Here is a 22,881-nt window from a genome sequence, read left to right as displayed (position 1 = left end):
TTTATCATACTTGGAGCAGAACGCGTCGGACGCTGGCTGCCGGGACGGTGCACCTGCATTCCGTGCATCCCAATCGTACCAGAACGCGTTTGTCCTCTGCCGTCTCGCTAGCCGAGTTGGGTCGCCATCACTGCCGGAGTTGCTTCATGTCCAAGACCATCATCGCCGACCTGTTTGCCGAGACGCTGCACCTGGCGGGCGTCGAGCGGATCTACGGTGTCGTTGGCGACAGCCTAAACGGCCTGACCGACAGTTTGCGACGGCAGGGCAAGATCGAGTGGATCCACGTTCGCAACGAGGAGGCTGCGGCGTTTGCGGCGGGTGCGGAGGCGCAGTTGACGGGCAAGCTGGCGGTGTGTGCCGGGTCTTGCGGCCCCGGCAACATGCACCTGATCAACGGGCTCTACGACTGCAACCGGACACGCGTGCCCGTGCTGGCAATCGCGGCACAGGTGCCGAGCGGGGAAGTGGGCTCGAACTATTTTCAGGAGACGCGGCCGGAGGCGCTGTTCCGCGAATGCAGCGTCTATTGCGAGACGATCTCCGATGCCGACCAGATGCCGCGGACGCTGGAGACCGCGATCCGGGCGGCGGTCGGCCACCGCGGCGTGTCGGTCGTCGCGATGCCGGGCGATGTCGCGCTGCGGTCGACGACGGGCACGCTGGCACGGTCGAAGGGGGCGCTGTTGCCGCCGCGTTCGGTGACGATACCGGCGGAGGCGGACATCGCTGAACTCGCCGCGCTGTTGAATGGTGCGCAGAAGGTGACGATTCTGGCGGGGCGGGGGTGCCGCACCGCGCATGCCGAGCTCGTCACGCTCGCGGGGATCTTGCAGGCGCCAATCGTCCACGCGCTGGGGGGCAAGGAGTTCGTCGAATACGACAATCCTTATGATGTCGGCATGACCGGGCTGATCGGCTTTGCGAGCGGTTACGACGCGATGATGGCGTGCGACGTGCTGCTGATGCTCGGCACGGATTTCCCGTATCGGCAATTCTATCCGGAGAAGGCGAAGGTCGCGCAGATCGACCTGATCCCGGAAAATCTCGGTCGGCGGACGGCGATCGATATCGGGCTGGTCGGCGATGTCGGCGCGACGCTTGCGGCGCTGATTCCGCGAGTGAAGACCGGGCGCGATGGCAGCTTCCTCAAGTCCGCGATCGAGAATTACGCCGAGTCCCGCAAGGGGCTGGACGATCTTGCCAACGGGACGCCCGGCAGCGGTGTGATCCATCCGCAGCACGTCGCCCGCGTCCTCAGCGAGCAGGCGGCGGACGATGCGGTCTTCGCCTGCGACGTCGGCACGCCGACCGTGTGGGCTGCGCGCTACCTGAAGATGAACGGGCGGCGGCGGTTGATCGGATCGTGGAACCACGGATCGATGGCGAACGCGCTGCCGCAGGCGATCGGCGTGCAGGCGGCGTACCCGGAGCGACAAGTCGTGACGCTATCGGGCGATGGCGGGCTGGCGATGCTGATGGGCGAGTTGCTGACGGTGCGCCAACTCGGCCTGCCGGTGAAGATCATCGTCTTCAACAACGGCACGCTCGGGTTCGTCGAGATGGAGATGAAGGCGGCGGGTCTCATCGAGACCGGCGTCACGCTCGACAACCCCGACTTTGCGGCGATGGCGCGGGCGATCGGGATCCACGGCGTGCGCGTTACCGATCCGGGTGACGTCGAGGCCGGCATCCGCGAGGTGCTCGCGCATCCGGGCCCGGCGCTACTCGACGCCGTCACCGCGCGCACCGAATTGTCGATGCCGCCCAAGATCACGCTGGAGCAGATGAAGGGCTTTACGCTCTACATGGCGAAGGCGATCATCAGCGGCCGCGGCGACGAGGTGGTCGAGCTGGGCAAGACCAATGTCGGCTTGCTCAAACGTCTGTTCTGAGCGAGCCGAGATCGGTCGGTGCTGGGTCCGTCAGAGCGAAAGACGGGCCCGCGCTGCGCGGTATTCACGTTCGAGACGATCGACGCGATCGGCAACGCTCTCGACCTCGGTGACCGCGCCGATGCCCTGGCCAGAGCCCCAGATGTCCTTCCACGCCTTGGGCTTGGAGCCGTTGCCGCCACCGAAGTCCATCGTCTTGAGGTCGCCCTCGGGGAGGTTGTCCGGGTCCATCCCCGCCGCCTGGATCGACGCGCGTAGATAGTTGCCATGCACGCCGGTGAAGAGGTTTGAATAGATGATGTCGGAGGCTTTGCCGGCGACGATGCCGTCCTTGTACGCCTGATCCGCGTTCGCCTCGGTCGTCGCGATGAACGGCGAACCGATATAACCGAAGTCCGCGCCCATCGCTTGGGCGGCGAGGACGGCGTCGCCGGTTGCGATCGAGCCCGATAGCGCGAGCGGGCCGTCGAACCATTGGCGGATTTCCTGGATGATCGCGAACGGTGACAGCCGACCCGCATGGCCGCCGGCGCCGGCTGCGACTGCGATCAGGCCGTCGGCACCCTTCTCGATCGCTTTCCGCGCGAAACGGTCGTCTATCACGTCATGGAGCGTGATGCCGCCCCAGCCGTGTACCGCGGTGTTGAGGTCCTCGCGTGCACCGAGCGAGGTGATGACGATCGGCACCTGCCACTTCGCGCACGTCGCGAGGTCGCTCTCGAGACGGTCGTTGGATTTGTGGACGATCTGGTTGACCGCGAACGGTGCTGCCGGGCGATCGGGATTGGCGCGGTTGTGTGCGCTGAGTTCCTCGGTGATCCGGTGCAGCCACTCGTCGAGCATCGCCTGCGGGCGCGCGTTGAGCGCCGGGAACGAGCCAACGATACCCGCCTTGCACTGCGCGATCACCAACTCGGGGCCGGAAATGATGAACAGCGGCGAGCCGATGACGGGCAGGCGCAGGTTTTTTAGAATGGCGGGTACGGTCATGCCAGTTTTCTAGCGCAACCTATTCGCGCGCGCCAGAGCCGGTTTTGCCCTCCGCCCACGCCGCTGAGGCGGCCGGGTGGAGGGCAGGGTATCAGGCCATCTTGCCGATGACCTTGTCGAGCGTCAGCGGATATTCGCGGACACGAACGCCGCAGGCATTGTAGACCGCGTTGGCAATCGCCGCGCCGACGCCGCACAATCCCAGTTCGCCGATGCCCTTGGCCTTCATCGGCGAGGACTTTTCGTCGAGCTCGTCCATGAAGAACACGTCCTGCATCGGAATGTCGGCGTGCGCGGGCACGTGATATTCGGCGAGGTCGTGGTTGACGAAGTAGCCGAACCGCGTGTCGACGATCGCGTCTTCCATCAACGCCGCACCGACGCCCATCGTCATCGCGCCGATCACCTGGCTGCGAGCCGATTTCGGGTTGAGAATACGACCGGCGGCGAACGCACCGCTCATCCGACGGACGCGGATCTCACCCGTCGCCGAGTCGACCCCGACCTCGACGAAATGCGCGCCGAACGTGGCTTGCGCGTACGTCTTGGTGAGGTCGCCGAACTCGATCGAATCCTCGGCGGAGATGCCGGCATCGCCAGCAGCTTCCGACAGCGAGACGCTGCGGTTGCCCGACTTCACCTTGCCGTCCTCGAACACGACGTCGGTCGAGTTGAAGCCCAGTTTCTGCGCGACCCGCTCGCGCAACGCCATGCACGCTGCATATACGCCCGCGGTCGAGCTGTTGCCGCCCCACTGGCCACCCGATCCCGACGAGGCGGGGAAGCTGCTGTCGCCGAGCAGGACGATGACCTTGTCCATCGGTACGCCCATCATCTCGGCCGCGGTCTGCGCGATGATCGTGTAGCTGCCGGTGCCGATGTCGGTCATGTCGGTGGCGACGGTGACGACGCCCTTCTTGTCGATCCCGACGCGCGCGCCCGACTTCATCGTGACGTTGTCGCGGAACGCCGACGCCATGCCCATACCCACGAGCCAGCGGCCATCGCGAACCTGCCCCGGGACGGGGTTGCGCTTGTTCCAGCCGAAGCGTTCGGCGCCGGTCTTCAGGCAGCCGACTAGGTCACGCTGCGAGAACTGGCGCGTCGGCTTTTCCGGATCGACCTGCGTATCGTTGATGATCCGCAGCTGGACCGGGTCCATCTTCAGCTTCTCGGCCAGTTCGTCCATCGCCGCTTCGAGCGCAAGCAGGCCGACCGCCTCGCCCGGCGCACGCATCGCGTTGCCTTCTGGGAGATCGAGTACGGCGAGCCGCGTCGCTGTCATGCGGTTCGCACCGGCGTAGAGCAGGCGGGTCGCATTAGGCGCAGTCTCGGGACCACCACCGGGGAGATCGCCCGACCAGCTTTCATGCGCGATCGCGGTGATCTTGCCGTCCTTCTGTGCACCGATGCGCAGGCGCTGGATCGTCGCGGGGCGATGCGTCGTGTTGTTCATCACCTGCGGACGCGCGAGCGCCAGCTTCACCGGACGTCCGCCGATAGCACGCGAGCCGAGCGCCGCCATCACCGCGTCGCTGCGGACCCAAAGCTTCGAGCCGAAGCCGCCACCGACATAAGGCGACATCACGTGGATGCTTTCCTTCGGCAGCAGCAGCGTCTCGCTCATGTCGCCGACCGCCCAGTTGATCATCTGGTTAGACGTCCAGAGCGTGAGCTTGCCGTCCTTCCATGCTGCGGTCGTGGAGTGCGGCTCCATCATCATGTGGCTCTGGTCGGGCGTGGTGTAGCGCTCGTCGAGCTTGACCGGCGCCTTGGCGAACGCACCGGCGAAGTCGCCGACGGCGGTGTCGGGCGTGCCGCTCTTCGGCTTGGTAGCCGAGGATTGCGACGCGGCGAGATCGAACCTGCCGGCCGTGCGCGCGTAGTTGACGCGGAGCAGCTTGGCGCCGGCGCGGGCCTGTTCGAACGTCTCGGCGACGACGACCGCGACGGCCTGGTCGTAATGCTGGACGTCCGGGCCAGCGAGCATTCGCGCCGTGTGGTTCTTGGCTTTGCCGAGCTTGCCGGCATTCTGGTAGGTGACGACCGCGAGCACACCGGGAGCGACCTTCGCGTCGGCGTCGTCGATGCTCTCGATCCGGCCCTTGGCGATCGCCGAGCCTACAATGTATCCATAGGCGGCGTTCGGCGCAGCTTCGTTGCGCTCATACGCGTAGTGCGCGGTGCCGGTGGTCTTCAGCTTGCCGTCGACGCGATCGAGCGGCTTGCCGAGGACCTTCATCCGGTCGGTCGGATTCGCCGTGGCGGGGGTATCGAACTTCATGGGCGTCAGGCCTTCGCTTCTTCGAACACGGCGCCGATGGTTCGTTCGACCAACGGCAGCTTGAACGCGTTCTGTGATGTGGTGCGGGCGCCGGCGAGGACTGCCGATGCGGTCGCCTTGGCGCCATTCGGCATCTGCGCCTCGGCGGCTTCGACGCGCCACGGCTTGTGCGCGAGGCCACCGAAGGCAAGGCGGCCGCGACCGCCGGGCTGGATCACCGCGGCAACGGAGATCAGCGCGAACGCGTAGGACGCACGATCACGCACCTTCTGGTAAATGTGCGTGCCGCCGATCGGCTTGGGCAGCGTCACAGCCGTGATCAACTCACCGGGCGCGAGCGAGGTCTCGATGTTCGGCGTAGTACCGGGGAGACGGTGGAAATCCGCGATCGGGATCGCGCGTGTCTGGCCGGCGGCGTTCACCGTCTCGACCGTCGCATCCAGAACGCGCATGGCAACCGCCATGTCGCTCGGGTGCGTTGCGATGCATGCGTCGCTCGTGCCCATCACGGCAAGGTTGCGGTTGAAGCCGCCGATCGCCGCGCAACCGCTGCCGGGCTGACGCTTGTTGCAAGGCTTAGTGGTGTCGTAGAAATACGGGCACCGTGTCCGCTGGAGCAGGTTGCCCGCAGTCGTCGCCTTGTTGCGCAGCTGGCCCGACGCGCCGGACACAAGCGCGCGGCTGAGCACGCCATAATCCTTCCGCACGCGTGCGTCGGCCGCGAGGTCCGTATTGCGGACGAGCGCACCAACGCGGAGGCCGCCCTCCGACGTCGGCGTGATCTTGTCGAGGCCGAGGCCGTTGACGTCGATCAGGTGCTGCGGCGTCTCGATCTGCAGCTTCATCAGGTCGAGCAGGTTCGTGCCGCCGGCGATGAACTTGGCGCCTGGCGTGCGGACCGCGGCGCTGGCGGCTTCCTTCGCCGAGGTGGCGCGCTCGTACGTGAAGGCCTTCATGCGGTGCGCTCCGTACCGGCGACGTCGTGGATCGCGTCGATGATGTTCGCATAGGCACCGCAGCGGCAGATGTTGCCGCTCATCCGCTCGCGAAGTTCATCGGTCGAGACCGTGGGCTGTGCCGAAATATCCCCAGTCACGTGACTGGGAATGCCTGCCTTGATCTCGCCGAGCGTCGCAACCGCCGAGCAGATCTGGCCGGGCGTGCAATAGCCACACTGGTAACCGTCATGCTTAACGAACGCAGCCTGCATCGCGTGCAGCTTCTCGGGCGTGCCGAGGCCTTCGATCGTCGTGATCTCTTCGCCTTCGTGCATGACCGCGAGCGTCAGGCAGCTATTGATCCGGCGCCCCTCGACGATGACCGTGCACGCGCCGCACTGGCCGTGGTCGCAGCCCTTCTTGGTGCCGGTGAGCTTCAAATTCTCACGCAACGCGTCAAGCAGCGTGGTCCGCGTATCCACGTTGATCTTGGTCGTGCGACCATTGACCTTGAGCGTCACGGGCATGGTCGGCGGGGCCGACTGCGCGGTGCCCTGCGTTTGAGCCTGAGCAGCGGGAGCCGCGACCAACGTAGCCGACGCGACACCACCGGCGATCACGCCACGGCGCGACACCGGAAAACCTTCATCCTGATGCATATCAAATCCCTGTATCTGCTAGCGTAACGGGCGAGAGCGGGCAAAGTTGCGCTGCTTCACAATTGGTTCCGTGAATTTTACGTCATAAAAATCTGCGATAGGGTATTGAAATGCGGACAGTTTCTTCCAGCGTGTCGGTGCGGCTGTATCACCTCGACGACAGCGGCGAGGGCGGGGCGGCAACCACGCTGTTCTATGGTCCGCTCGGGGAGGCCCTGACGATCGCAGCGCAGCAGGAAGAGGATGTGCAGGCGGGGCTGTATCTGGCCACAGAGAACGACGTCGTCGCGTATCTGGATCTGGACGAGTAGCGCCGAACGGGCGATCTAGCGCTGCTCGACCCCAATAGCACCACCCCGGCGAAGGCCGGGGCCCAGTTGGAAAGGTGGCAATAACGGATCGCGATCCACCGTTAGCAACACCTCCCAACTGGGCCCCGGCCTTCGCCGGGGTGGTACTCTTTTCTCAAGGTCGTGTACGTCCTCCCGAGTTCGGTTACGTCCCAGGCGTGAACCCGTCATCGCGGTCCGGCGGGGTGGGCGCATGCACTTCGGCGCAGATCGAACGAAGCGCCCCCTTCATCCCTTCCTCGAAGGTCGGGTGGTAAATCGGCAGGTCGAGCACTTCGGTCGCGGTCCAGCCGCTCTGGATCGCCCACGCGATCAGGTGCGCGCTGTGCTCGACTGCAGGCCCCGCCATCGTCGCACCAGTCAGGCGCCCATCGCGGCGATCGGCATAGAACCGGACCAACCCGGCATTGCATGCCTCGACCTTCGCCCGGCCCTGATCGTCATAAGACGCGGTGCCAATCACGCTGTCGGCATCGTCATCCTTGGCGATCTTGCCGATGACCGCGACGTTGGGATGCGTGAAGGTGATCGCGAACGGCACGGTACGCTTGCCCGGCGTAACCTCGGGGTAGCTCGCCGCGTTCCGCCCCGCGATCATGCCCTCTGCCGATGCCTCGTGCAGGACAGCGCGGTCATGGTCCGCATCGCCGGCGATGAAGATAGGCGCGGTGCCACACTGCATCGTCTCGCAGTCATAGTCCGGCATGCCATGCTCATCGAGCGCGAGCCCGGTCGTCTCCAGGCCGATGTCCTTGATACGTGGCGGACGCCCGGTCGCAACGAGCAGATAGTCGAAGCGCTGCTCGCCCGATGCAGAACCACTCCAGGCCAGCTTGACGCCATCGCCGTCACGCTCGACCGTGAGTTCGACACCCAGCAGGATCGGCATCTCGCGCAACAAGATCGCGTGATACGTCTCGGCGACGTGGCGGTCCTTCAGTCCGCCGATCGTCTCGCCAGTGTCGAACACCATCGTCTCGACGCCAAGCCGCGCCATCGCCTGTGCCAGTTCCAAGCCCAGCGCGCCCGCGCCGATGACGCCGAGTGATTTCGGAAGGTCCGTCAGGTCGAAGATGCTCTCGTTGGTCAGCACTCGGTCGCGTACGCCATCGAACATCTCGGGGATCGCGGGGCTCGACCCGGTGGCGATCACCACCGACTTCGCGTGTACCTCGCGGCCGTCACTCAACGACAGGATCGTCGCACCTGCGAATTTCGCGCGTGCCTCGATCTTCACCTCCTCGGGCAACTTATCGATCGATGTCTCGACACCCGCGACGAACGCGTCGCGCTCCTTACGGACCCGCGCCATCACCGCGACACCATCGACCTTGCCCGACGCCTCTACCCCGAACACTGACGCATGCTCGACCGCATGCATTGCGTTTCCGGCCGCAATCAACAGCTTGGAGGGCATACATCCCACGCTCGCGCAGGTTGTACCCCCAAAGCCTTCGTCTATCAGCAGCGTCTTGGCGCCATTGCGTCGGGCGCTGCGCTCGGCGGCGAGCCCGGCGGTTCCGGCGCCGATGATCGCCACGTCGCAGGTCAGCTTGATCATAAGTCTCTCCGTTGCCGGAGAATTCCGGAGCCACGCTCGACGAAACCTTCGATGCCGCCCAGCCGTTCCGCGGTGCAGCACATTCCTAGTCGAAGGACGCTTATGTTAACGCTTCACCACCTGAACTACTCGCGCTCGATCCGCGTGCTGTGGCTGCTCGAAGAGCTCGGTATCGAATACGACCTCGTCAAATACGAGCGTGACGAGAATTTTCGCGCGCCGGCAGAACTCAAGGCGATCCATCCACTTGGTAAGGCGCCGGTGCTGGTCGACGATGCGCTGACGCTGGCCGAGAGCGCGCCGATCCTGTCGTATATCGACGAGCGTTACGGCGACCGCCGCTTCTCGCCGCCGATCGACAGCGATGCGGCGGCCGTGCACGACGAGTGGCTGCAATATGTCGAGAGCTCGGCGTCGTTGCCGATCATGATGACGTCGCTCGGCAAGCGGATGGGTGGCCTGCCCGACGGCCTTGCCAAGTTCACCGGGCCCGAAGTGACCAAGACGCTCGACTATATCGGCGCCGGCGTTGGCGATGGCCCGTATCTAATGGGCGAGCAGCTGATGCTGGCCGATATCCAGATGTGCTACATCCTCGCGATCGCCGAGAGCGCCGGATTGCTCAAGGAACACCCCGACGTCGCGGCGTATCTGGATCGCCTGCGCGCCCGCCCGGCGTTCATCGCCGCGACTGACATCGGTGGCCCGCTGATGCCGGCCCGTCGTTAAGCCCGCCGCGAGGGGGTAACGGCCGCGTTACCCCCCGAAGCTGCGACCACCAAAGCCGCCACCGAAACCGCCGCGTGAGATCACCGAACTGCGCGACTGGACGCGGGCAGGGGCTCTGGCGGTGGTCGGCGTGAAGGCGTCAGAGCCGACGCGGGTCCGGCCGGTTACATAGTCCCGGTTGATCCGACCGCCAGCGCCGCCGTAATAATTGCCGTCGCGGTCGCGGTACATCGGCGCGCCGCGGTTGCCGAAGCCGCCGTTGAGCGCCTGCCCGACCAGGAAACCCGTCAACAGCGGCGTGAAGAAGCTCCCGCCGCTGCCGTTGTTGCGCGGCTCGCACTGCGCGGCGCCGTATTGCTCCTCGCACGTCTGTCGGTCCTGGAACCGTGGCGCGGTCTTCGCGGCATCGGCCTTGGCCTGCTCGAACGCGGTGTCGCACTGGACCGCGGACAAAGCACCCGCCGCGCGGCACTCCTGCACCGACGCATAGCTCTGCGCCTCTACGGGCTTGCCGCCGACATCGCCGTCGCACGCTGTCAACGAGATGCCCGATCCTGCGATCAGGCTGGTGAGAACGATCGATCTGGAACGCTTCATCGCTATGCCTCTCAGTTCGTCATGCAGGCGGCGTTGAGGATGCCGACGCACAGCGAGATGCTGCCCATATAGGTCGCCGCGGCGATTTCACCGCGGACGATCCGGTCGTTGAAGTCGCGCATCACGAAATGCTGGACGACCAGGAACGTGACGATCTGGATCACGCCTGCGAGCAGCGCCCACACCGCGAACTCGAGCAGCGACACGGTATGCGTCAGCGCGGACGCGAGTGGAAGGACATAGCCGAGCAACGCCGCGCCGAGCGTGATCGCCGCGGCGGTATTGCCTTCGCGGATCAGCGACTTCTCGTGATATGGAGTCGCGACCTGATAGACGATCTTGAACACGATCGTGAACGCCCCCGCCGCGACGAACGCGATCAGGAAGGCGAGCGCGCTGGCGCCGAAGCTGTATTGGTCGATCATGGCATTTCCCCCGGAGCCGTCTGCGCGCGACGCTAGGCCCTGAACTCGCCGAGTTCCAGTGCCACGCCCAGCATGATCTCGAACGAGACGTCACCGGACTCGGTCTCCATGTCGATCGCCAACAGCAATTCGCGGCCGTCGTCGCCCGGCAGGTCGCGGCTGAACAGCATGCAGGTCTGGAAGATACGGCGGTCGACGATCCCGTCACGGTCGTCGTGCAGTTCCTCCCAGAACGTCACGGGCTCCTGCTCGCTCGCTTCGGGGCCGAACCATGCGCGGCTGTATTCGGGCAGTCCTTCGGCAGTGAAGGTGCGTGCCTTGAGCCGGCTTTTCCACGCCGGCCGCTCGGCGGCGGACGACGGATAGCTGCTGTCCCACGGTGCGAACAGCGTGACATCCGTGACGTCCTGCCCGTCGCGGTCGTTCGACACCGCCTGGAACATGATGTCGTCGTCGGTGTAGAACCGGTGGACGAACCCGCCTTCGTTGAGGTCGATCAGCCCCTGTGCGACGATCACCAGCGTATCGCGGTCGAACGGAAACAGCAGTTCCGACCCGAACCGGCGCCACGCCAGCGGATCGACCGTCACCGTGCGCCCCAGCGTGACGTTGCGGACGACGGGCAGGGCGTTGCCGTCAAGCGCTGGCTTGCGGCCGAACAGGCGATCGAACATGCAATCCTCGCGTCTCTGTGGTTGGCGTGCCTCTTAGGCCAAAGCGCGAGCCGTCGCAAAGCGCCATTGGCGTGCCCTCCGCCTGCGCCTATGTGTCTGCGCGAGCGACAAGCACGGGAGTTCTTGCATTGACCGACATCTGGACCGTCCGCAGCCTGAAGGCCGCGCTCGACACGTCCGAGCCTGCGAAAGCCGGCGAGTTTTCCGCTCGGATGCTGGAGGGCGCGGACCCGGTGCTGCTAGTGACGATGCACCATCACGGCGACCTCGAACTGTTCGTCAACGTCAGCGAGGCGCAGATCGCGTGCTCGACTTTGCTGTGGCCCTGCGACGAGCAGGAGGACCAGCTGGCGTTCAACACCTTCCTGCTGAAGTCGCAGAAGCTTGTGCCGCTGTCGAACTTCGGGATCGGCACGGTCGATGGCCGCGATTATTACGAGCTGTTCGGCGAACTCGCGACGTCGAGCCGGCTCGACACCGTGATCATCGAACTGCGCACGCTTGCCGAGAATGCGATCGATGCGGCCACCGACCTGCGCCACGCGCAGATCCCGGCTGTCTGACATCGCCGCCTGATTTAGATATAAACGGAGAGACTGGCATGGCCATCTGGAGCAAGCTTTTCACCCTCGGTCGCGCCGGCGCGCACGAAGCGGGCGCGGCGGTCGTCGACGCGAACGCGCTGCGTATCCTCGACCAGGAAATTCGCGATGCCGACAAGGCGCAAGGCAAGGCGCGCGACGACCTCGCGGGGCTGGTAGCGCGCCGCCGCATCCTCGAAACCGAGGTCGAGAGCTTCCGTGCTCAGGCGACCAAGTACGAGGCGTCGGCGCGGATCGCGGTCGAGAAGGGCAACATGGATCTCGCGCGCCAGGTTGCGCAGCGGATCGCCGATCTCGAACAGGACATCGCACTGAAGTCCCCTCAGGTCGAGGACATGCGCGCCGCCGAGGAGCAGATCCACACCGCCGTCGCGCAGACCGACCGCAAGATCGAACAGCTTCGTCGCGAAGTCGAGGTCGTCAAGGTCAACGAGTCTGTGCAGAAGGCGCAGGCCTCGGTCGCGTCGGGCAGCATGGGCGCCGGCAACAAGCTCGGCTCGGCCGCCGACAGCCTCGCGCGCATCCGTGAACGCCAGGCGATCCGTGGCGAGCGGATCAAGGCGGCGGGCGAACTGGAAGACCGCCGCACTGGCGCCGATCTCGACGAAAAGCTTCGGCTTGCGGGCATCGGGCCGGGCCAGTCTTCGGCCGACGACGTTCTCGCCCGCCTGACGGCTCCGAAGACGCCGCAGGTTGGCCAGACGCTGCAGATCGAGCAGCGCGACGACACCAAGACGTCGGACTCCTGATGCGCCGGATCGCGGTCGACCCGCGCGGCGACTGGCGCGAGCGGGCCGACGCGATCGGGTTCGTCTATCACGACACGGATGGCGAACCATACTGGGACGAGGGCGCGGCCTACGCCTTCACGCTGGCGGAGATCGAGGACGACCTCGAACCCGCCGCGGAACAACTGCACGCGATGTGCCTCGATCTGGTCGACGAGGTGGTCCGCGATCAGCAACTGATGGAACGCCTCGCGATCCCGCGCGAGCAGTGGAACTACGTCGCCGAGACGTGGCGGACGCGCCAGCCGTCGCTCTACGGAAGGTTCGATTTCGCTTATGACGGGACGGGGCCGGCCAAGCTCTACGAGTATAATGCCGACACGCCGACCTCGGTGTTCGAATGCGCGACGTTCCAGTGGATGTGGCTTGAGGACCTGCTCGCGAGCGGCGCGTTGCCGGCGGGGACGGATCAGTTCAACAGCCTGTTCGACAAGCTGCGCGAGCGGTTCCGCGCGCTGTTCCCGAGCGGGGGCTTCGTCCACTTCGCGGCGGATGCGAGCGCCATCGAGGATCGCCAGACGGTGCGGTTCTTCGAGGATCTGGCGTCGCAGGTCGGGATCGAGCCGAAGTTCGTCGAGATGAAGGACATCGGCCTCGCGGCCGACGGCCGCTTCGTCGACACCGACGGCTTCGAGGTGCAGGCCGCGTTCAAGCTGTACCCGTGGGAGTTCATGCTGCGCGAGCCCTATGCGCCGAACCTGTCGCGCGCCGACGTGCGCTGGATCGAGCCGGCGTGGAAGTCGATCCTTTCGAACAAGGGCATCCTGCCGTTGTTGTGGGAGCGGCATCCCGAGCATCCGAACCTGCTCCCCGCGTTTTTCGACGACGATCCCGCCGCGAAGATCCTCGGCCCGAAATATGTGCGAAAGCCTTTGTTCTCGCGTGAGGGCGCGAACGTCGAGGTTATCGGCGAGAGCGGTCATGCGGTGCTCGACCAGGGCTATGGTGCCGAGGGTGCGATCCGGCAGGCCTATGCGCCTCCACCCGTGTTCGATGGCCGCCATCCGGTGATCGGCGCGTGGATGGTCGGCAACGAAGCCGCCGGCATCGGCGTTCGGGAAGATGAAACGGTCGTGACGCGCAATCTCGCGCGGTTCGTGCCGCATATCATCGAGGCGAATGATGACTGACGCGCGAGACCTGCCGCCACTGCCACCAATGGAGCGGTTGGTCGAACTGATGTTCGATGCGGCCCGGACGGGGCGCGAGGAGATGATCCCGGCGTTGTTGCAGGCGGGTGTCGATATCGAGGTGACCGACGCCAAGGGCTACACGCCGCTGGTGATCGCCAGCTACAATGGCCAGGCCGAAGCCACAGCGGCGCTCCTGGCGGCGGGCGCACAGGTCGACGGTGCGGCGGATGCTCGCGGCAACACCGCGCTGATGGGCGTCTGTTTCAAGGGTTATACCGAAATCGCGCAGATCCTGCTCGACGCGGGAGCCGACGTGAACCGGCGGAATGGCGTCGGGCAAACCGCGCTGATGATGGCGGCGCTGGTGAACAAGACCGCGATCATCGACCTATTGCTGGAGCACGGCGCGGACCCGGCGATTGCGGATGCGGCGGGGAACAGCGTGCATTCGCTGGCGGTGTCGCAGGGGAACGCGATGTTGGCCAAGCGCTTCGCAACGACCGGCTAGCCCCCCAAGTTGTTCACCCGCGAAGGCGGGTGCCCAGACTGGGCACCGCCTTCGCGGGTGAACAAGCTTCTGTCAGTCGTCAGCCTCTCGCTCGGCGCCGGCATGAGTCTTAGGCAACACCGCCCCGACATGCGCTTCGCCCCGCGCCTCCGCCAACCGCATCTGCCGCTCCCGCTCCGCATAGCCCGCCCGCTGCGCTTCATCCCGCGCGTCATGACACGCCGGGCAACTCACCCCCTCGACATACAACGGCGAAGCACGGTCCTTGACACCCACCGGCATCCGGCACGCATGGCACAGCACATGACTTCCCAACGTGAGCCCATGTCCGACCGCAACCCGCTGATCGAACACGAAACACTCGCCCTCCCACAGGCTCTCCGGCGCGGGCACGGTCTCCAGGTATTTCAGGATGCCACCCTTGAGATGATACACCTCGTCCAGCCCCTCGGCCTTCAGGAACGCGGTCGACTTCTCGCACCGTATCCCGCCGGTGCAGAACATGGCGATCTTCGGCGGCGGGCCGTCCCCGACCAGTTCGTCACGATGCTCGCGAAACCACGCCGGAAAGTCGCGAAACGTCCGCGTCTGCGGATCGACTGCGCCGGCAAACGTCCCGACCGCGACCTCATAGTCGTTCCGCGTATCGATCACGATCGTCCCCGGCTCGGCGATCAGCGCATTCCAGTCCTCGGGCTCGACATAATGCCCGACGCCCTCCAGCGGATCGATCGTCGGCTCACCCATCGTCACGATCTCGCGCTTTAGCCGCACCTTCATCCGGTGGAACGGCATCGTCTCCGCGCGCGACTCCTTGACGTCGAGGTCGGCACATCCCGGCAGCGCTCGGATATGCGCGAGCACCGCATCGATGCCCGCTTCGGACCCGGCGATCGTCCCGTTGATCCCCTCGGCGGCGAGCAGCAACGTCCCCTTCACCCCGTTCGAGCAGCAGGCGAGCGCGAGCGGCGGCTGGATCGCGGCGATGTCGGCGAACGGCGTGAAGCGGTACAGCGCCACGACGCGGATGGGCAGGGGTTCGGTCATCGGTTCATCGTGCAGGGGAGAAGGAGCGCTCCCTTAGCGCAAGTCGCCCGCCGCGTCAGCCTGCGGTGACGATCATCCCGTCGACCACCGCGACCGGCCAAGGCGTCAGCCGCGTTCCCCCGCACGGTCCACCGACGCACGCGCCGCTGTCGATCTCGAACAACGCGGAATGCCAGCTGCACGTGATCAGGTCGCGGCGCGGCGTGAGATAATCGTCGAGCACCTGCGCGAGCGGCAGGCCCATATGCGGGCAACGATCGACATAGCCGAACACCGCGTCCTCCTTGCGCACGACGAACCCGTGGAAGCGACCCGCGCGCATCTGGAGCACGAAGTTCCGCGCCTTGCCGTCCGCGATCGCGTCGAGCGGCGCGAGCTTGATCCCGCCGGGCGTGGCGGTCAGCCGCTCGCCATTGCTCATGCGGGGTCGGCATCCGGCTGGCGGTCGGGGTGGGCGGCGGCAAAGGCGGGGAGGGCACGGGCGTTCTCTGCCGCCGCCTTGAGCTTCGGGTAAGGCGAGAGATCGACCGCAAACCGTTCCGCGGAGTAGACCTGCGGGACGAGGTGGCAATCGGCGATCGTCGGTGTTGCGCCGAACGCGAAGCCGTCACCATAGCGCGCGATCTGCGTCTCGAGCGCGGCAAATCCGTCGCCGATCCAGCGTGCGATCCAGCGGTTCACCGCCGCCTCGTCTGCTCCGAACTCAGTGCGCAAGGCGTTCAGGATGCGGAGATTGTTCACCGGATGGACGTCGCAGGCAACCGTCGCCGCCATAGCGCGGACGATCGCCCGATCGTTCGCGTCGGCAGGAAGCAACGGTGGATCAGGGTAGGTCTCTTCGATCCATTCGAGAATCGCGGGGCTCTGCGTCAGGACCGCATCGTCGGCCTCCAATGCTGGCACGAGCCCCTGGGGGTTGAGCGCGCGATACCCCACCTCGCGCTGCGCCCCGGTGCGGAGATCGTGCGCGACCTGTTCGTAAGCGACGCCCTTCAACGCCAGCGCGATGCGGACGCGGTAGACGGTCGTCGAGCGCCAATAGCCGTGCAGTGTCAGGCTCACTTCGGCAGCATCGCCTTCGGGAAATCCGACCAGACCGCGTCGTAATCCAGCTGCGAATGCTCAAGCGCATAAGCAGTCGGCTTGTACGGCCAGCAGCTCTCCAGCATGAACGCCATCGTCCCGTCGATCTTGTGCGGCTTCAGGTCCGCCGCACTCGCACCCTTCCAGCTCGCCAGATCGGGGCCGTGGCCCGACATCAGATTGTGCAGCGAGATACCCCCTGGCGCGAACCCCTCCGCCTTCGCATCGTACGCGCCGGTGATCAGGCCCATCGCCTCCGACATGACGTTGCGGTGGAACCACGGCGGCCGGAACGTGCCCTCGGCGACCATCCAGCGCGGCGGGAAGATCACGAAATCGGCATTCGCGCGACCGGGCACGTCGCTCGGCGAGGTCAGAAGCGTGAAGATCGACGGATCGGGATGATCGAAGCTGACCGTGTTGATCGTGTTGAACCGCGACAGGTCATAGCGCCACGGCGCGAGATTGCCGTGCCACGCGACGACGTCGAGCGGCGAGTGATCAAGCGTGGTAGTCCACAGCGAGCCCATGAACTTCTGGACGACCTCGACCGGCTCATCGCGGTCCTCGAACCAGGCGACCGGCGTCTCGAAATCGCGCGAGTTGGCGAGCCCGTTGGCGCCGATCGGGCCAAGATCGGGCAGGCGGAACAGCGCGCCATGGTTCTCCGCGACATAGCCGCGCGCTTCGCCGTCGGGCAGTTCGGCGCGAAACCGGACACCGCGCGGCACGAGCGCGATCTGTCCGGGCGCAATGTCGATTCGGCCGAGTTCGGTCAGCAGTCGGAGCCGTCCGGCCTGCGGCACGAACAGCAGTTCGCCGTCCGCGTCCATGAAAACGCGGTCGGTCATGTCGGCATTGGCCGCGTAGACGTGGAGCGCGACGCCTTCTAGATCGGCAGGATCGCGGTTGGCGAGCATCGTCGTCATACCGTCGATCAGGTCAGTGCCGGGAGCAGGCGCCTTTATCGGGTCCCAGCGCAGGCGGTTGGGCGCGAGCGGCGCGTCGGTGGTGCCGGGCGCAAACCGCTTTGCGCCGGCGTAGCGCTCGAACGGTGGATGCTCTGCGGTCGGGCGCATCCGGTAGAGCCAACTGCGGCGGTTCTCGTGGCGCGGCGCGGTGAAGGCGGTACCGGAGAGCTGCTCGGTATAGAGGCCAAACGCGGGCCGCTGCGGTGAATTGCGACCGATCGGCAACGCGCCGGGGATCGCCTCGGTCGATACGTGGTTGCCGAAGCCGGGCTGATACGCCGTCTCTTCGGTCTGGCCGGCGGTCTCGCCTGCGGCATTGGTCGGCTGGTGGATTGTCATGGCTTCCTCTCCGTCACCTGTTCCGATCAACGCCCGAACCGCCGGCCGTTCAAACTCTTTTCTAATGCCTCTCCCCGAGGGAGAGGGATTAGAACTTACGCGTCGACCGTGATCACACCGCGGCGGATCTGGTCGAGCTCGATGCTCTCATACAACGCCTGGAAGTTCCCGTTGCCGAAGCCCTCATTCCCCTTGCGCTGGATGATCTCAAAGAAGATCGGCCCGAACATGTTTTCGGTGAAGATCTGGAGCAACAGGCCTTCTTCGCCGACATTGCCGTCGATCAGGATCCGGTTGCGGCGCAGGCGTTCGAGATCGTGGCCGTGGTTCGGCACGCGCTTGTCTACCAGCTCGTAATAGGTCTCGATCGTGTCCTGCAGCTTGACGCCGCGCGCGCGCAGCTTCTCGACCGTCTCGAAGATATCGTCGGTCGTCAGCGCCAGATGCTGGATGCCCTCGCCGTTGTAATCCTTGATGAATTCCTCGATCTGGCTCTTGTCGTCCTGGCTCTCGTTCAGCGGGATGCGGATCGCGCGGTCGGGCGCGATCATCGCCTGGCTGAACAGACCGGTCGCCTTGCCCTTGATGTCGAAATACTTCTGCTCCTCGAAGCCGAAGATCTGGCCATAGAATTCAGCCCAGGTCCGCATCTGGCCACGCTTCACATTGTGCGTAAGGTGGTCGAGCAGATCGAGGCCGACGTTGTTAGCGGCTTCCGCTTCAGCCGCGCCCGGAACCTGGTTCCAGTCGTCGTACAAGCTGCCGGCCGCGCCGTGCTTGTCGACAAGATACAGCAGCGAACCGCCGATCCCTTCGAGAACGTAGCTGCCCTCACCAAGCGCACCCGTGCTCGCGTCAGCCGCCTTGGCACCACGTGCTAGCGCCGCGTCGAACGCTTCCTTGGCGTCGTGAACGCGGAACGCCATGCCGCTCGCCGACGGGCCATGATCCGCGCGGAATGCCGCCGCGTGGCCGCCGTCTTCGCGGTTGAGCAGGAGGTTGATGCGGCCCTGCTTGTAGCGGGTGACAGCCTTGGTCGGGTGGGTCGAGGCGGCAACGAAGCCGAACTGCTCGAACTGCGCGGCCATCCGGTCGGGATCGGGCGAGGTGAATTCGGCGAACTCGAACCCGTCGAGACCCATCGGGTTTACGTCCATATGGTCCATGATCACATCCTGACAGTTGGTATCCGTTGTTACCAATCTGGCGGGTTGAACAACTGGTGTCAATCGTTACGATTTCTACATGGCTCACCATGCACTCGTTCTGGACGATTTCATCCCGTATCGCCTGTCGATCACTTCGAACCTCGTCAGCGAGGCGGTGGCGGACACGTATGAGGCACTATTCGGGCTGACGATCCCGGAGTGGCGACTGGTTGCGGTGGTCGCCGAAGCGGACGGCATCACGCAGCAGCAGGTCGGCCAGCAGACCCGGATGGACAAGGTGACCGTCAGCCGAGCGGCCATCGCACTGGTCGAACGCGGGCTGATGCAGCGGCATGCGAACCCGGAGGATCGCCGCTCGCACCTGCTGAGGCTGACTGATGACGGTCACACGCTCTATGCGTCGGTCGCACCGAAGGCGCTCGATCTGGAGCAGCGAATCTTCGCCGGGTTCTCAGGGGCGGAGGTCGAGCAGTTCGTGGCGATGCTGAGACGGATCGATGGGGTGACGATCGACTTGGTTCAGGACTCCCACGGCGGCATCGGCGACCAGAGACCGCGCAGGTAATCGAGCAGCGCAGCGGTGCCCGACGACACCGGGCCGCGCGCATGGACTGCATAAATTCCGACGTCCGCAGACCCGGCCAGTTCCGGCAGGATGCGGACGAGGCGGCCGCTCGAAAGGTCGGCGCTCACGTCCCAAAGCGAGCGCAGCGCGATGCCGACGCCAGCCAGTGTGAGTTCGCGGACGACTTCGCTCGAATTGGTCGCAACATAGCTCGGGCGATCGATCGTGACGTCGCCCTCGGGTCCGGCCAGGCGCCACGGCATCTGGCCTTTCGCTGCAAGCAGGCGGTGTTCCTTAAGATCGGCCGCATCGCACGGGGCACTGTAGCTCGGTGCGGCGCAGAGGACGCGACGGCTGTCGGCGAGGCGGTGGCCGGTCAGGCTTGGCGGCACGGCGGGGGCGATCCGGATCGCGAGATCAAGCCGGTCGCCGATTACGTCCGAAAAGCCGTCCGACAGATCGAGGTCGAGTTCGATCGCAGGGTGCGCGTCGAGGAACGGCTTCAGGTGGGGCGCGATATGGAGACGACCGAACGAGGTTGGCGCGCTGACCCGAAGCGGCCCCGCCGGCGTCTCGGCGCGGTCGGACACGCGCGCCTCGGCATCGCGGATCGCGGCTAGGATCTCGACCATGTCGCGGTGATACGCCGCCCCGCGTGCTGTCAGATCGAGCCGCCGCGTCGTCCGGTTGAGTAACCGCACGCCGAGCCTCGCCTCCAGCCGCGCGATCCGTTTCGACACCATAGCCGGCGAGATACCCATCGAACGCCCCGCCGCGCTGAGGCTGGCGGTGCGGACGACTTCGGCGAAGAGGACGATGTCGGGGTCCATTCGTTCTCCAGGCGATTAACAGCTTTCGGTTTATGATGTCTAGTGGCGAAGGTGGCGGGCGTCTATCGTGCTACCAGAGCATAGGAGAGCAGCATGGCCGAGATGATCGAAAAGGCAGGCCTGAAGGTCGCCGCATCGCTGGTGGACTTCATCGAAACGCAGGCGTTGCCGGGGACGGGGCTTGAAGCCGCCCCGTTCTGGAAAGGCATTTCCGATATCTACGCGCGGTTCGCGCCGGAGAATGCGGCGCTGCTCGCGGTTCGCGACGACCTTCAGGCCAAGGTCGATGCCTGGCACGAAGCCCGCGTCGGCAAGCCGATCGACCAGCCCGAGTATCAGGCGTTCCTGCGCGAGATCGGCTATCTGGTCGACGAGCCTGCGCCGTTCGCGGTCGCTCCGACCAATGTCGATGCGGAGGTCGCCTCGCTCGCCGGCGCGCAATTGGTGGTGCCTATCCTCAACGCCCGCTTCCTGCTGAACGCGGCGAACGCGCGGTGGGGGAGCCTGTACGATGCGCTCTACGGCACCGACGCGATTCCGGACGCGGCGTCCGGCAAGGGCTATGACGCCGCCCGAGGTGCGCAGGTGATCGCGTGGGCGAAGGCGTTCCTCGACGGCTCCGTGCCGTTGGCGAACGGTTCGTGGACCGACTGGACCGGTGGCACGCCTCAGCTTGTCGATCCGAGCCAGCTCGTCGGGCGTGCGGGCGACAACATCCTGTTGCGTCACAATGGCCTGCACATCGAGCTTGTGATCGATCCTCAGCGTCCGATCGGGCGTGACGATCCTGCGAACCTTGCCGACGTAGTGCTCGAATCCGCGCTTAGCACGATCGCCGATCTCGAGGACTCGATCGCCGCGGTCGATGCCGAGGACAAGGTCGCCGCCTACGCCAATTGGCTAGGGCTGATGGAGGGCGACTTGACCGCGAGCTTCGAAAAGGGCGGCCGCACGGTCACGCGCACGCTCGAACCGGACCGGCAGTACACCGCCCTCGACGGCAGCGCGTTCACGCTCCCCGGCCGCAGCCTGATGCTCGTGCGCAACGTCGGACACCTGATGACCACGCCTGCGATCCTGCTCGCTGACGGCCAAGAGGCGCCCGAAGGCATCCTCGACGGCATCGTCACATCGCTGATCGCGCTCCACGACCTGAAGGGCACCGGCCCGATCCGCAACAGCCGCGCAGGCTCGATCTACATCGTCAAGCCGAAGATGCACGGACCGGACGAAGCCGCCTTCACCAACCGGCTGTTCGACGCGATCGAGGACCTGCTCGGCCTAGCGCGCCACACGATCAAGGTCGGCGTGATGGACGAGGAACGCCGCACGTCCGCCAATCTCGCCGCGTGCATCGCCGCGGTGAAGGACCGCGTGGTGTTCATCAACACCGGCTTCCTCGATCGCACCGGCGACGAGATGCACACCTCGATGCGCGCCGGGCCGATGATCCGGAAGGGCGAGATGAAGGCTTCGTCGTGGATCAAGGCGTATGAGGATCGCAACGTCCAGATCGGGCTCGCCTGCGGGCTCAGCGGCAAGGCGCAGATCGGCAAGGGCATGTGGGCCGCGCCCGACCGGATGGCGGATATGCTGGAGCAGAAGATCGCGCATCCGATGACCGGCGCGAACACCGCGTGGGTGCCGTCACCAACCGCCGCGACGCTGCACGCGACGCATTACCACCGCGTCGACGTGTTCGCGCGGCAGGCGGAGCGCAAGGCGGAACCGATCGCCTCGCTCGATGCGCTGCTGACGATCCCGGTCGCGACCGGCCACAACTGGCAGCCGGACGAGGTGCGCGAGGAACTGGAGAACAATGCGCAGGGTATCCTCGGCTATGTCGTGCGCTGGGTAGACCAGGGTGTCGGCTGCTCGAAGGTGCCCGACATCCACGACATCGGCCTGATGGAGGACCGCGCGACGCTGCGGATCAGTTCGCAGCACATGGCGAACTGGCTGCTCCACGGTATCGCCACCCCCGAGGAGGCGGATGCGGCGCTGCGACGAATGGCGGCGAAGGTCGATGCGCAGAATGCGGGCGATCCGCTGTACCGGCCGATGGCGGGTCATGAGGACGAGAGCCTAGCGTTTCAGGCCGCTCGGGCGCTCGTGTTCGATGGTCTCACGCAGCCGAGCGGCTATACCGAGCCGCTGCTCCACGCGTTCCGCGCGCGGGCGAAGGAAAGGGACGCTGCCTGATGCCGCTCTATGAGATCGAGGGTAAACGACCGAGGCTGGCTGACGACGTCTGGGTGGCGCCGTCCGCCGACGTGATCGGCGACGCGCGGCTGGGGGAGGGGGCGAGCGTCTGGTTTGGGGCGGTGATCCGTGCGGACAACACGCCGATCCTGGTCGGCGCGCGGACCAATATACAGGAAGGCGCGATGCTGCACTCCGATCCCGGCGCGCCTTTGACGATCGGCGAGGGCTGCACGGTCGGCCATCACGCGATCCTCCACGGCTGCACGATCGGTAGCAACGTGCTGGTCGGGATGGGCGCGACGATCCTCAACAACGCGGTGATCGGCGATGATTGCCTGATCGGTGCGAACGCTCTGGTGACGGAGGGGAAGGTGTTTCCGGCCGGGAGCCTGATCGTCGGCGCGCCGGCCAAGGCGGTGCGCGAACTCTCCCCGGAAACGATTGCGGGACTGAAGATGTCCGCCGCGTCGTACGCGGCCAAGCAGGGCGTCTACGCCGACGGTTTGAGATTGGTCGAGGTATAAAAATCCTCCCCCGCG

General features: G+C 65.7%; 24 protein-coding genes. 10 read left to right on the top strand and 14 right to left on the bottom strand.

What is annotated here, in order from left to right:
* Positions 1-146: 146 nt before the first annotated feature.
* A complete protein-coding gene (gene poxB / locus J4O76_RS12845) occupies positions 147-1,895 on the top strand; it encodes a ubiquinone-dependent pyruvate dehydrogenase (protein WP_426282226.1) in 1,749 nt (582 codons plus the stop codon).
* A 30-nt stretch (positions 1,896-1,925) separates the two neighbouring features.
* On the opposite strand, the gene J4O76_RS12840 is transcribed toward poxB, so the two are convergent.
* From J4O76_RS12840 to paoA, 4 genes are all read right to left on the bottom strand, one after another.
* A complete protein-coding gene (locus J4O76_RS12840) occupies positions 1,926-2,885 on the bottom strand; it encodes an NAD(P)H-dependent flavin oxidoreductase (RefSeq protein WP_133019787.1) in 960 nt (319 codons plus the stop codon).
* Between the two features lie 91 nt (positions 2,886-2,976).
* Positions 2,977-5,169, bottom strand: a complete 2,193-nt coding sequence (gene paoC / locus J4O76_RS12835; RefSeq protein WP_426282224.1) for an aldehyde oxidoreductase molybdenum-binding subunit PaoC — start codon at positions 5,167-5,169, stop codon at positions 2,977-2,979.
* A 5-nt stretch (positions 5,170-5,174) separates the two neighbouring features.
* On the bottom strand, positions 5,175-6,125 hold the full coding sequence (locus J4O76_RS12830; RefSeq protein ID WP_426282223.1) for an FAD binding domain-containing protein: 951 nt from the start codon (positions 6,123-6,125) through the stop codon (positions 5,175-5,177).
* Positions 6,122-6,766 (bottom strand): aldehyde dehydrogenase iron-sulfur subunit PaoA, encoded by a 645-nt coding sequence (gene paoA / locus J4O76_RS12825; RefSeq protein ID WP_426282221.1) that lies wholly within the window; start codon positions 6,764-6,766, stop codon positions 6,122-6,124. Before paoA ends, J4O76_RS12830 begins: the two co-directional genes overlap by 4 nt.
* A 110-nt stretch (positions 6,767-6,876) precedes the next feature.
* Here paoA and J4O76_RS12820 point away from each other — a divergent pair, with 110 nt between their 5' ends.
* The gene (locus J4O76_RS12820; protein WP_426282219.1) at positions 6,877-7,077 is read left to right on the top strand and encodes a hypothetical protein; all 201 of its coding nucleotides are present in this window, start codon (positions 6,877-6,879) and stop codon (positions 7,075-7,077) included.
* Between the two features lie 184 nt (positions 7,078-7,261).
* Here the strand turns inward: J4O76_RS12820 and J4O76_RS12815 are convergent, their stop codons facing one another.
* On the bottom strand, positions 7,262-8,677 hold the full coding sequence (locus J4O76_RS12815; protein ID WP_426282218.1) for a dihydrolipoyl dehydrogenase: 1,416 nt from the start codon (positions 8,675-8,677) through the stop codon (positions 7,262-7,264).
* Positions 8,678-8,779: 102 nt separating this feature from the next.
* On the opposite strand from J4O76_RS12815, the gene J4O76_RS12810 reads away from it, so the two are divergent.
* The gene (locus J4O76_RS12810; RefSeq protein WP_426282216.1) at positions 8,780-9,406 is read left to right on the top strand and encodes a glutathione S-transferase family protein; all 627 of its coding nucleotides are present in this window, start codon (positions 8,780-8,782) and stop codon (positions 9,404-9,406) included.
* 27 nt (positions 9,407-9,433) lie between these two features.
* On the opposite strand, the gene J4O76_RS12805 is transcribed toward J4O76_RS12810, so the two are convergent.
* Genes J4O76_RS12805 through J4O76_RS12795 form a run of 3 tightly spaced genes read right to left on the bottom strand, consistent with a single transcriptional unit; the run spans position 9,434 to position 11,102 of the window.
* Positions 9,434-10,003: a DUF1190 domain-containing protein gene (locus J4O76_RS12805; RefSeq protein ID WP_056049223.1), complete on the bottom strand. Its 570-nt coding sequence runs from the start codon at positions 10,001-10,003 to the stop codon at positions 9,434-9,436.
* 11 nt (positions 10,004-10,014) lie between these two features.
* Entirely contained in the window at positions 10,015-10,428 is a 414-nt protein-coding gene (locus J4O76_RS12800; protein WP_353435682.1) for a DUF350 domain-containing protein, read from the bottom strand.
* Between the two features lie 32 nt (positions 10,429-10,460).
* Positions 10,461-11,102 carry a DUF2491 family protein gene (locus tag J4O76_RS12795; RefSeq protein WP_056481639.1) on the bottom strand — a complete coding sequence of 214 codons (642 nt, stop codon included), beginning with the start codon at positions 11,100-11,102 and terminating at the stop codon, positions 10,461-10,463.
* 128 nt (positions 11,103-11,230) lie between these two features.
* Between J4O76_RS12795 and J4O76_RS12790 the strand changes: the two genes are divergently transcribed.
* Genes J4O76_RS12790 through J4O76_RS12775 form a run of 4 tightly spaced genes read left to right on the top strand, consistent with a single transcriptional unit; the run spans position 11,231 to position 14,133 of the window.
* Positions 11,231-11,665, top strand: a complete 435-nt coding sequence (locus J4O76_RS12790) for a YjfI family protein (protein ID WP_426282213.1) — start codon at positions 11,231-11,233, stop codon at positions 11,663-11,665.
* A 38-nt stretch (positions 11,666-11,703) separates the two neighbouring features.
* Complete coding sequence (locus tag J4O76_RS12785) at positions 11,704-12,453, top strand: PspA/IM30 family protein (RefSeq protein ID WP_426282211.1); 750 nt, start codon at positions 11,704-11,706, stop codon at positions 12,451-12,453.
* Positions 12,453-13,622 carry a glutathionylspermidine synthase family protein gene (locus J4O76_RS12780; protein WP_426282209.1) on the top strand — a complete coding sequence of 390 codons (1,170 nt, stop codon included), beginning with the start codon at positions 12,453-12,455 and terminating at the stop codon, positions 13,620-13,622. The genes J4O76_RS12785 and J4O76_RS12780 overlap by 1 nt, the downstream gene beginning before the upstream one ends.
* Positions 13,612-14,133: an ankyrin repeat domain-containing protein gene (locus J4O76_RS12775; protein WP_426282207.1), complete on the top strand. Its 522-nt coding sequence runs from the start codon at positions 13,612-13,614 to the stop codon at positions 14,131-14,133. Before J4O76_RS12780 ends, J4O76_RS12775 begins: the two co-directional genes overlap by 11 nt.
* Before the next feature lie 72 nt (positions 14,134-14,205).
* Here J4O76_RS12775 and J4O76_RS12770 read toward each other — a convergent pair whose 3' ends face one another.
* The 5 genes from J4O76_RS12770 to hppD form a co-directional block, all read right to left on the bottom strand.
* Positions 14,206-15,180 (bottom strand): rhodanese-related sulfurtransferase, encoded by a 975-nt coding sequence (locus tag J4O76_RS12770; protein ID WP_426282205.1) that lies wholly within the window; start codon positions 15,178-15,180, stop codon positions 14,206-14,208.
* 55 nt (positions 15,181-15,235) lie between these two features.
* Positions 15,236-15,601, bottom strand: coding sequence for a Rieske (2Fe-2S) protein (locus tag J4O76_RS12765; RefSeq protein WP_426282203.1), 366 nt, complete (start codon positions 15,599-15,601; stop codon positions 15,236-15,238).
* Positions 15,598-16,242 (bottom strand): maleylacetoacetate isomerase, encoded by a 645-nt coding sequence (gene maiA, locus J4O76_RS12760; RefSeq protein WP_426282201.1) that lies wholly within the window; start codon positions 16,240-16,242, stop codon positions 15,598-15,600. The genes J4O76_RS12765 and maiA overlap by 4 nt, the downstream gene beginning before the upstream one ends.
* Positions 16,239-17,573, bottom strand: a complete 1,335-nt coding sequence (hmgA, locus tag J4O76_RS12755) for a homogentisate 1,2-dioxygenase (RefSeq protein ID WP_426282200.1) — start codon at positions 17,571-17,573, stop codon at positions 16,239-16,241. Before hmgA ends, maiA begins: the two co-directional genes overlap by 4 nt.
* A gap of 95 nt (positions 17,574-17,668) precedes the next feature.
* Positions 17,669-18,739, bottom strand: a complete 1,071-nt coding sequence (gene hppD / locus J4O76_RS12750; protein WP_426282198.1) for a 4-hydroxyphenylpyruvate dioxygenase — start codon at positions 18,737-18,739, stop codon at positions 17,669-17,671.
* A gap of 79 nt (positions 18,740-18,818) precedes the next feature.
* Here hppD and J4O76_RS12745 point away from each other — a divergent pair, with 79 nt between their 5' ends.
* A complete protein-coding gene (locus J4O76_RS12745) occupies positions 18,819-19,307 on the top strand; it encodes a MarR family winged helix-turn-helix transcriptional regulator (RefSeq protein WP_426282196.1) in 489 nt (162 codons plus the stop codon).
* On the opposite strand, the gene J4O76_RS12740 is transcribed toward J4O76_RS12745, so the two are convergent.
* The gene (locus tag J4O76_RS12740; RefSeq protein WP_426282194.1) at positions 19,262-20,137 is read right to left on the bottom strand and encodes a LysR family transcriptional regulator; all 876 of its coding nucleotides are present in this window, start codon (positions 20,135-20,137) and stop codon (positions 19,262-19,264) included. The two genes, J4O76_RS12745 and J4O76_RS12740, sit on opposite strands and share 46 nt — an antisense overlap.
* 102 nt (positions 20,138-20,239) lie before the next feature.
* On the opposite strand from J4O76_RS12740, the gene J4O76_RS12735 reads away from it, so the two are divergent.
* Positions 20,240-22,339, top strand: coding sequence for a malate synthase G (locus J4O76_RS12735; protein ID WP_426282445.1), 2,100 nt, complete (start codon positions 20,240-20,242; stop codon positions 22,337-22,339).
* Entirely contained in the window at positions 22,339-22,866 is a 528-nt protein-coding gene (locus tag J4O76_RS12730) for a gamma carbonic anhydrase family protein (RefSeq protein ID WP_426282192.1), read from the top strand. The genes J4O76_RS12735 and J4O76_RS12730 overlap by 1 nt, the downstream gene beginning before the upstream one ends.
* The last annotated feature ends 15 nt before the right edge of the window (positions 22,867-22,881 follow it).

Source organism: Sphingomonas sp. NFX23 (assembly GCF_049887795.1).
GTDB lineage: Bacteria > Pseudomonadota > Alphaproteobacteria > Sphingomonadales > Sphingomonadaceae > Sphingomonas.
The sequence above is the reverse complement of the archived record's forward strand: the minus strand, read 5'-3'. Positions and strand labels throughout refer to the sequence as shown.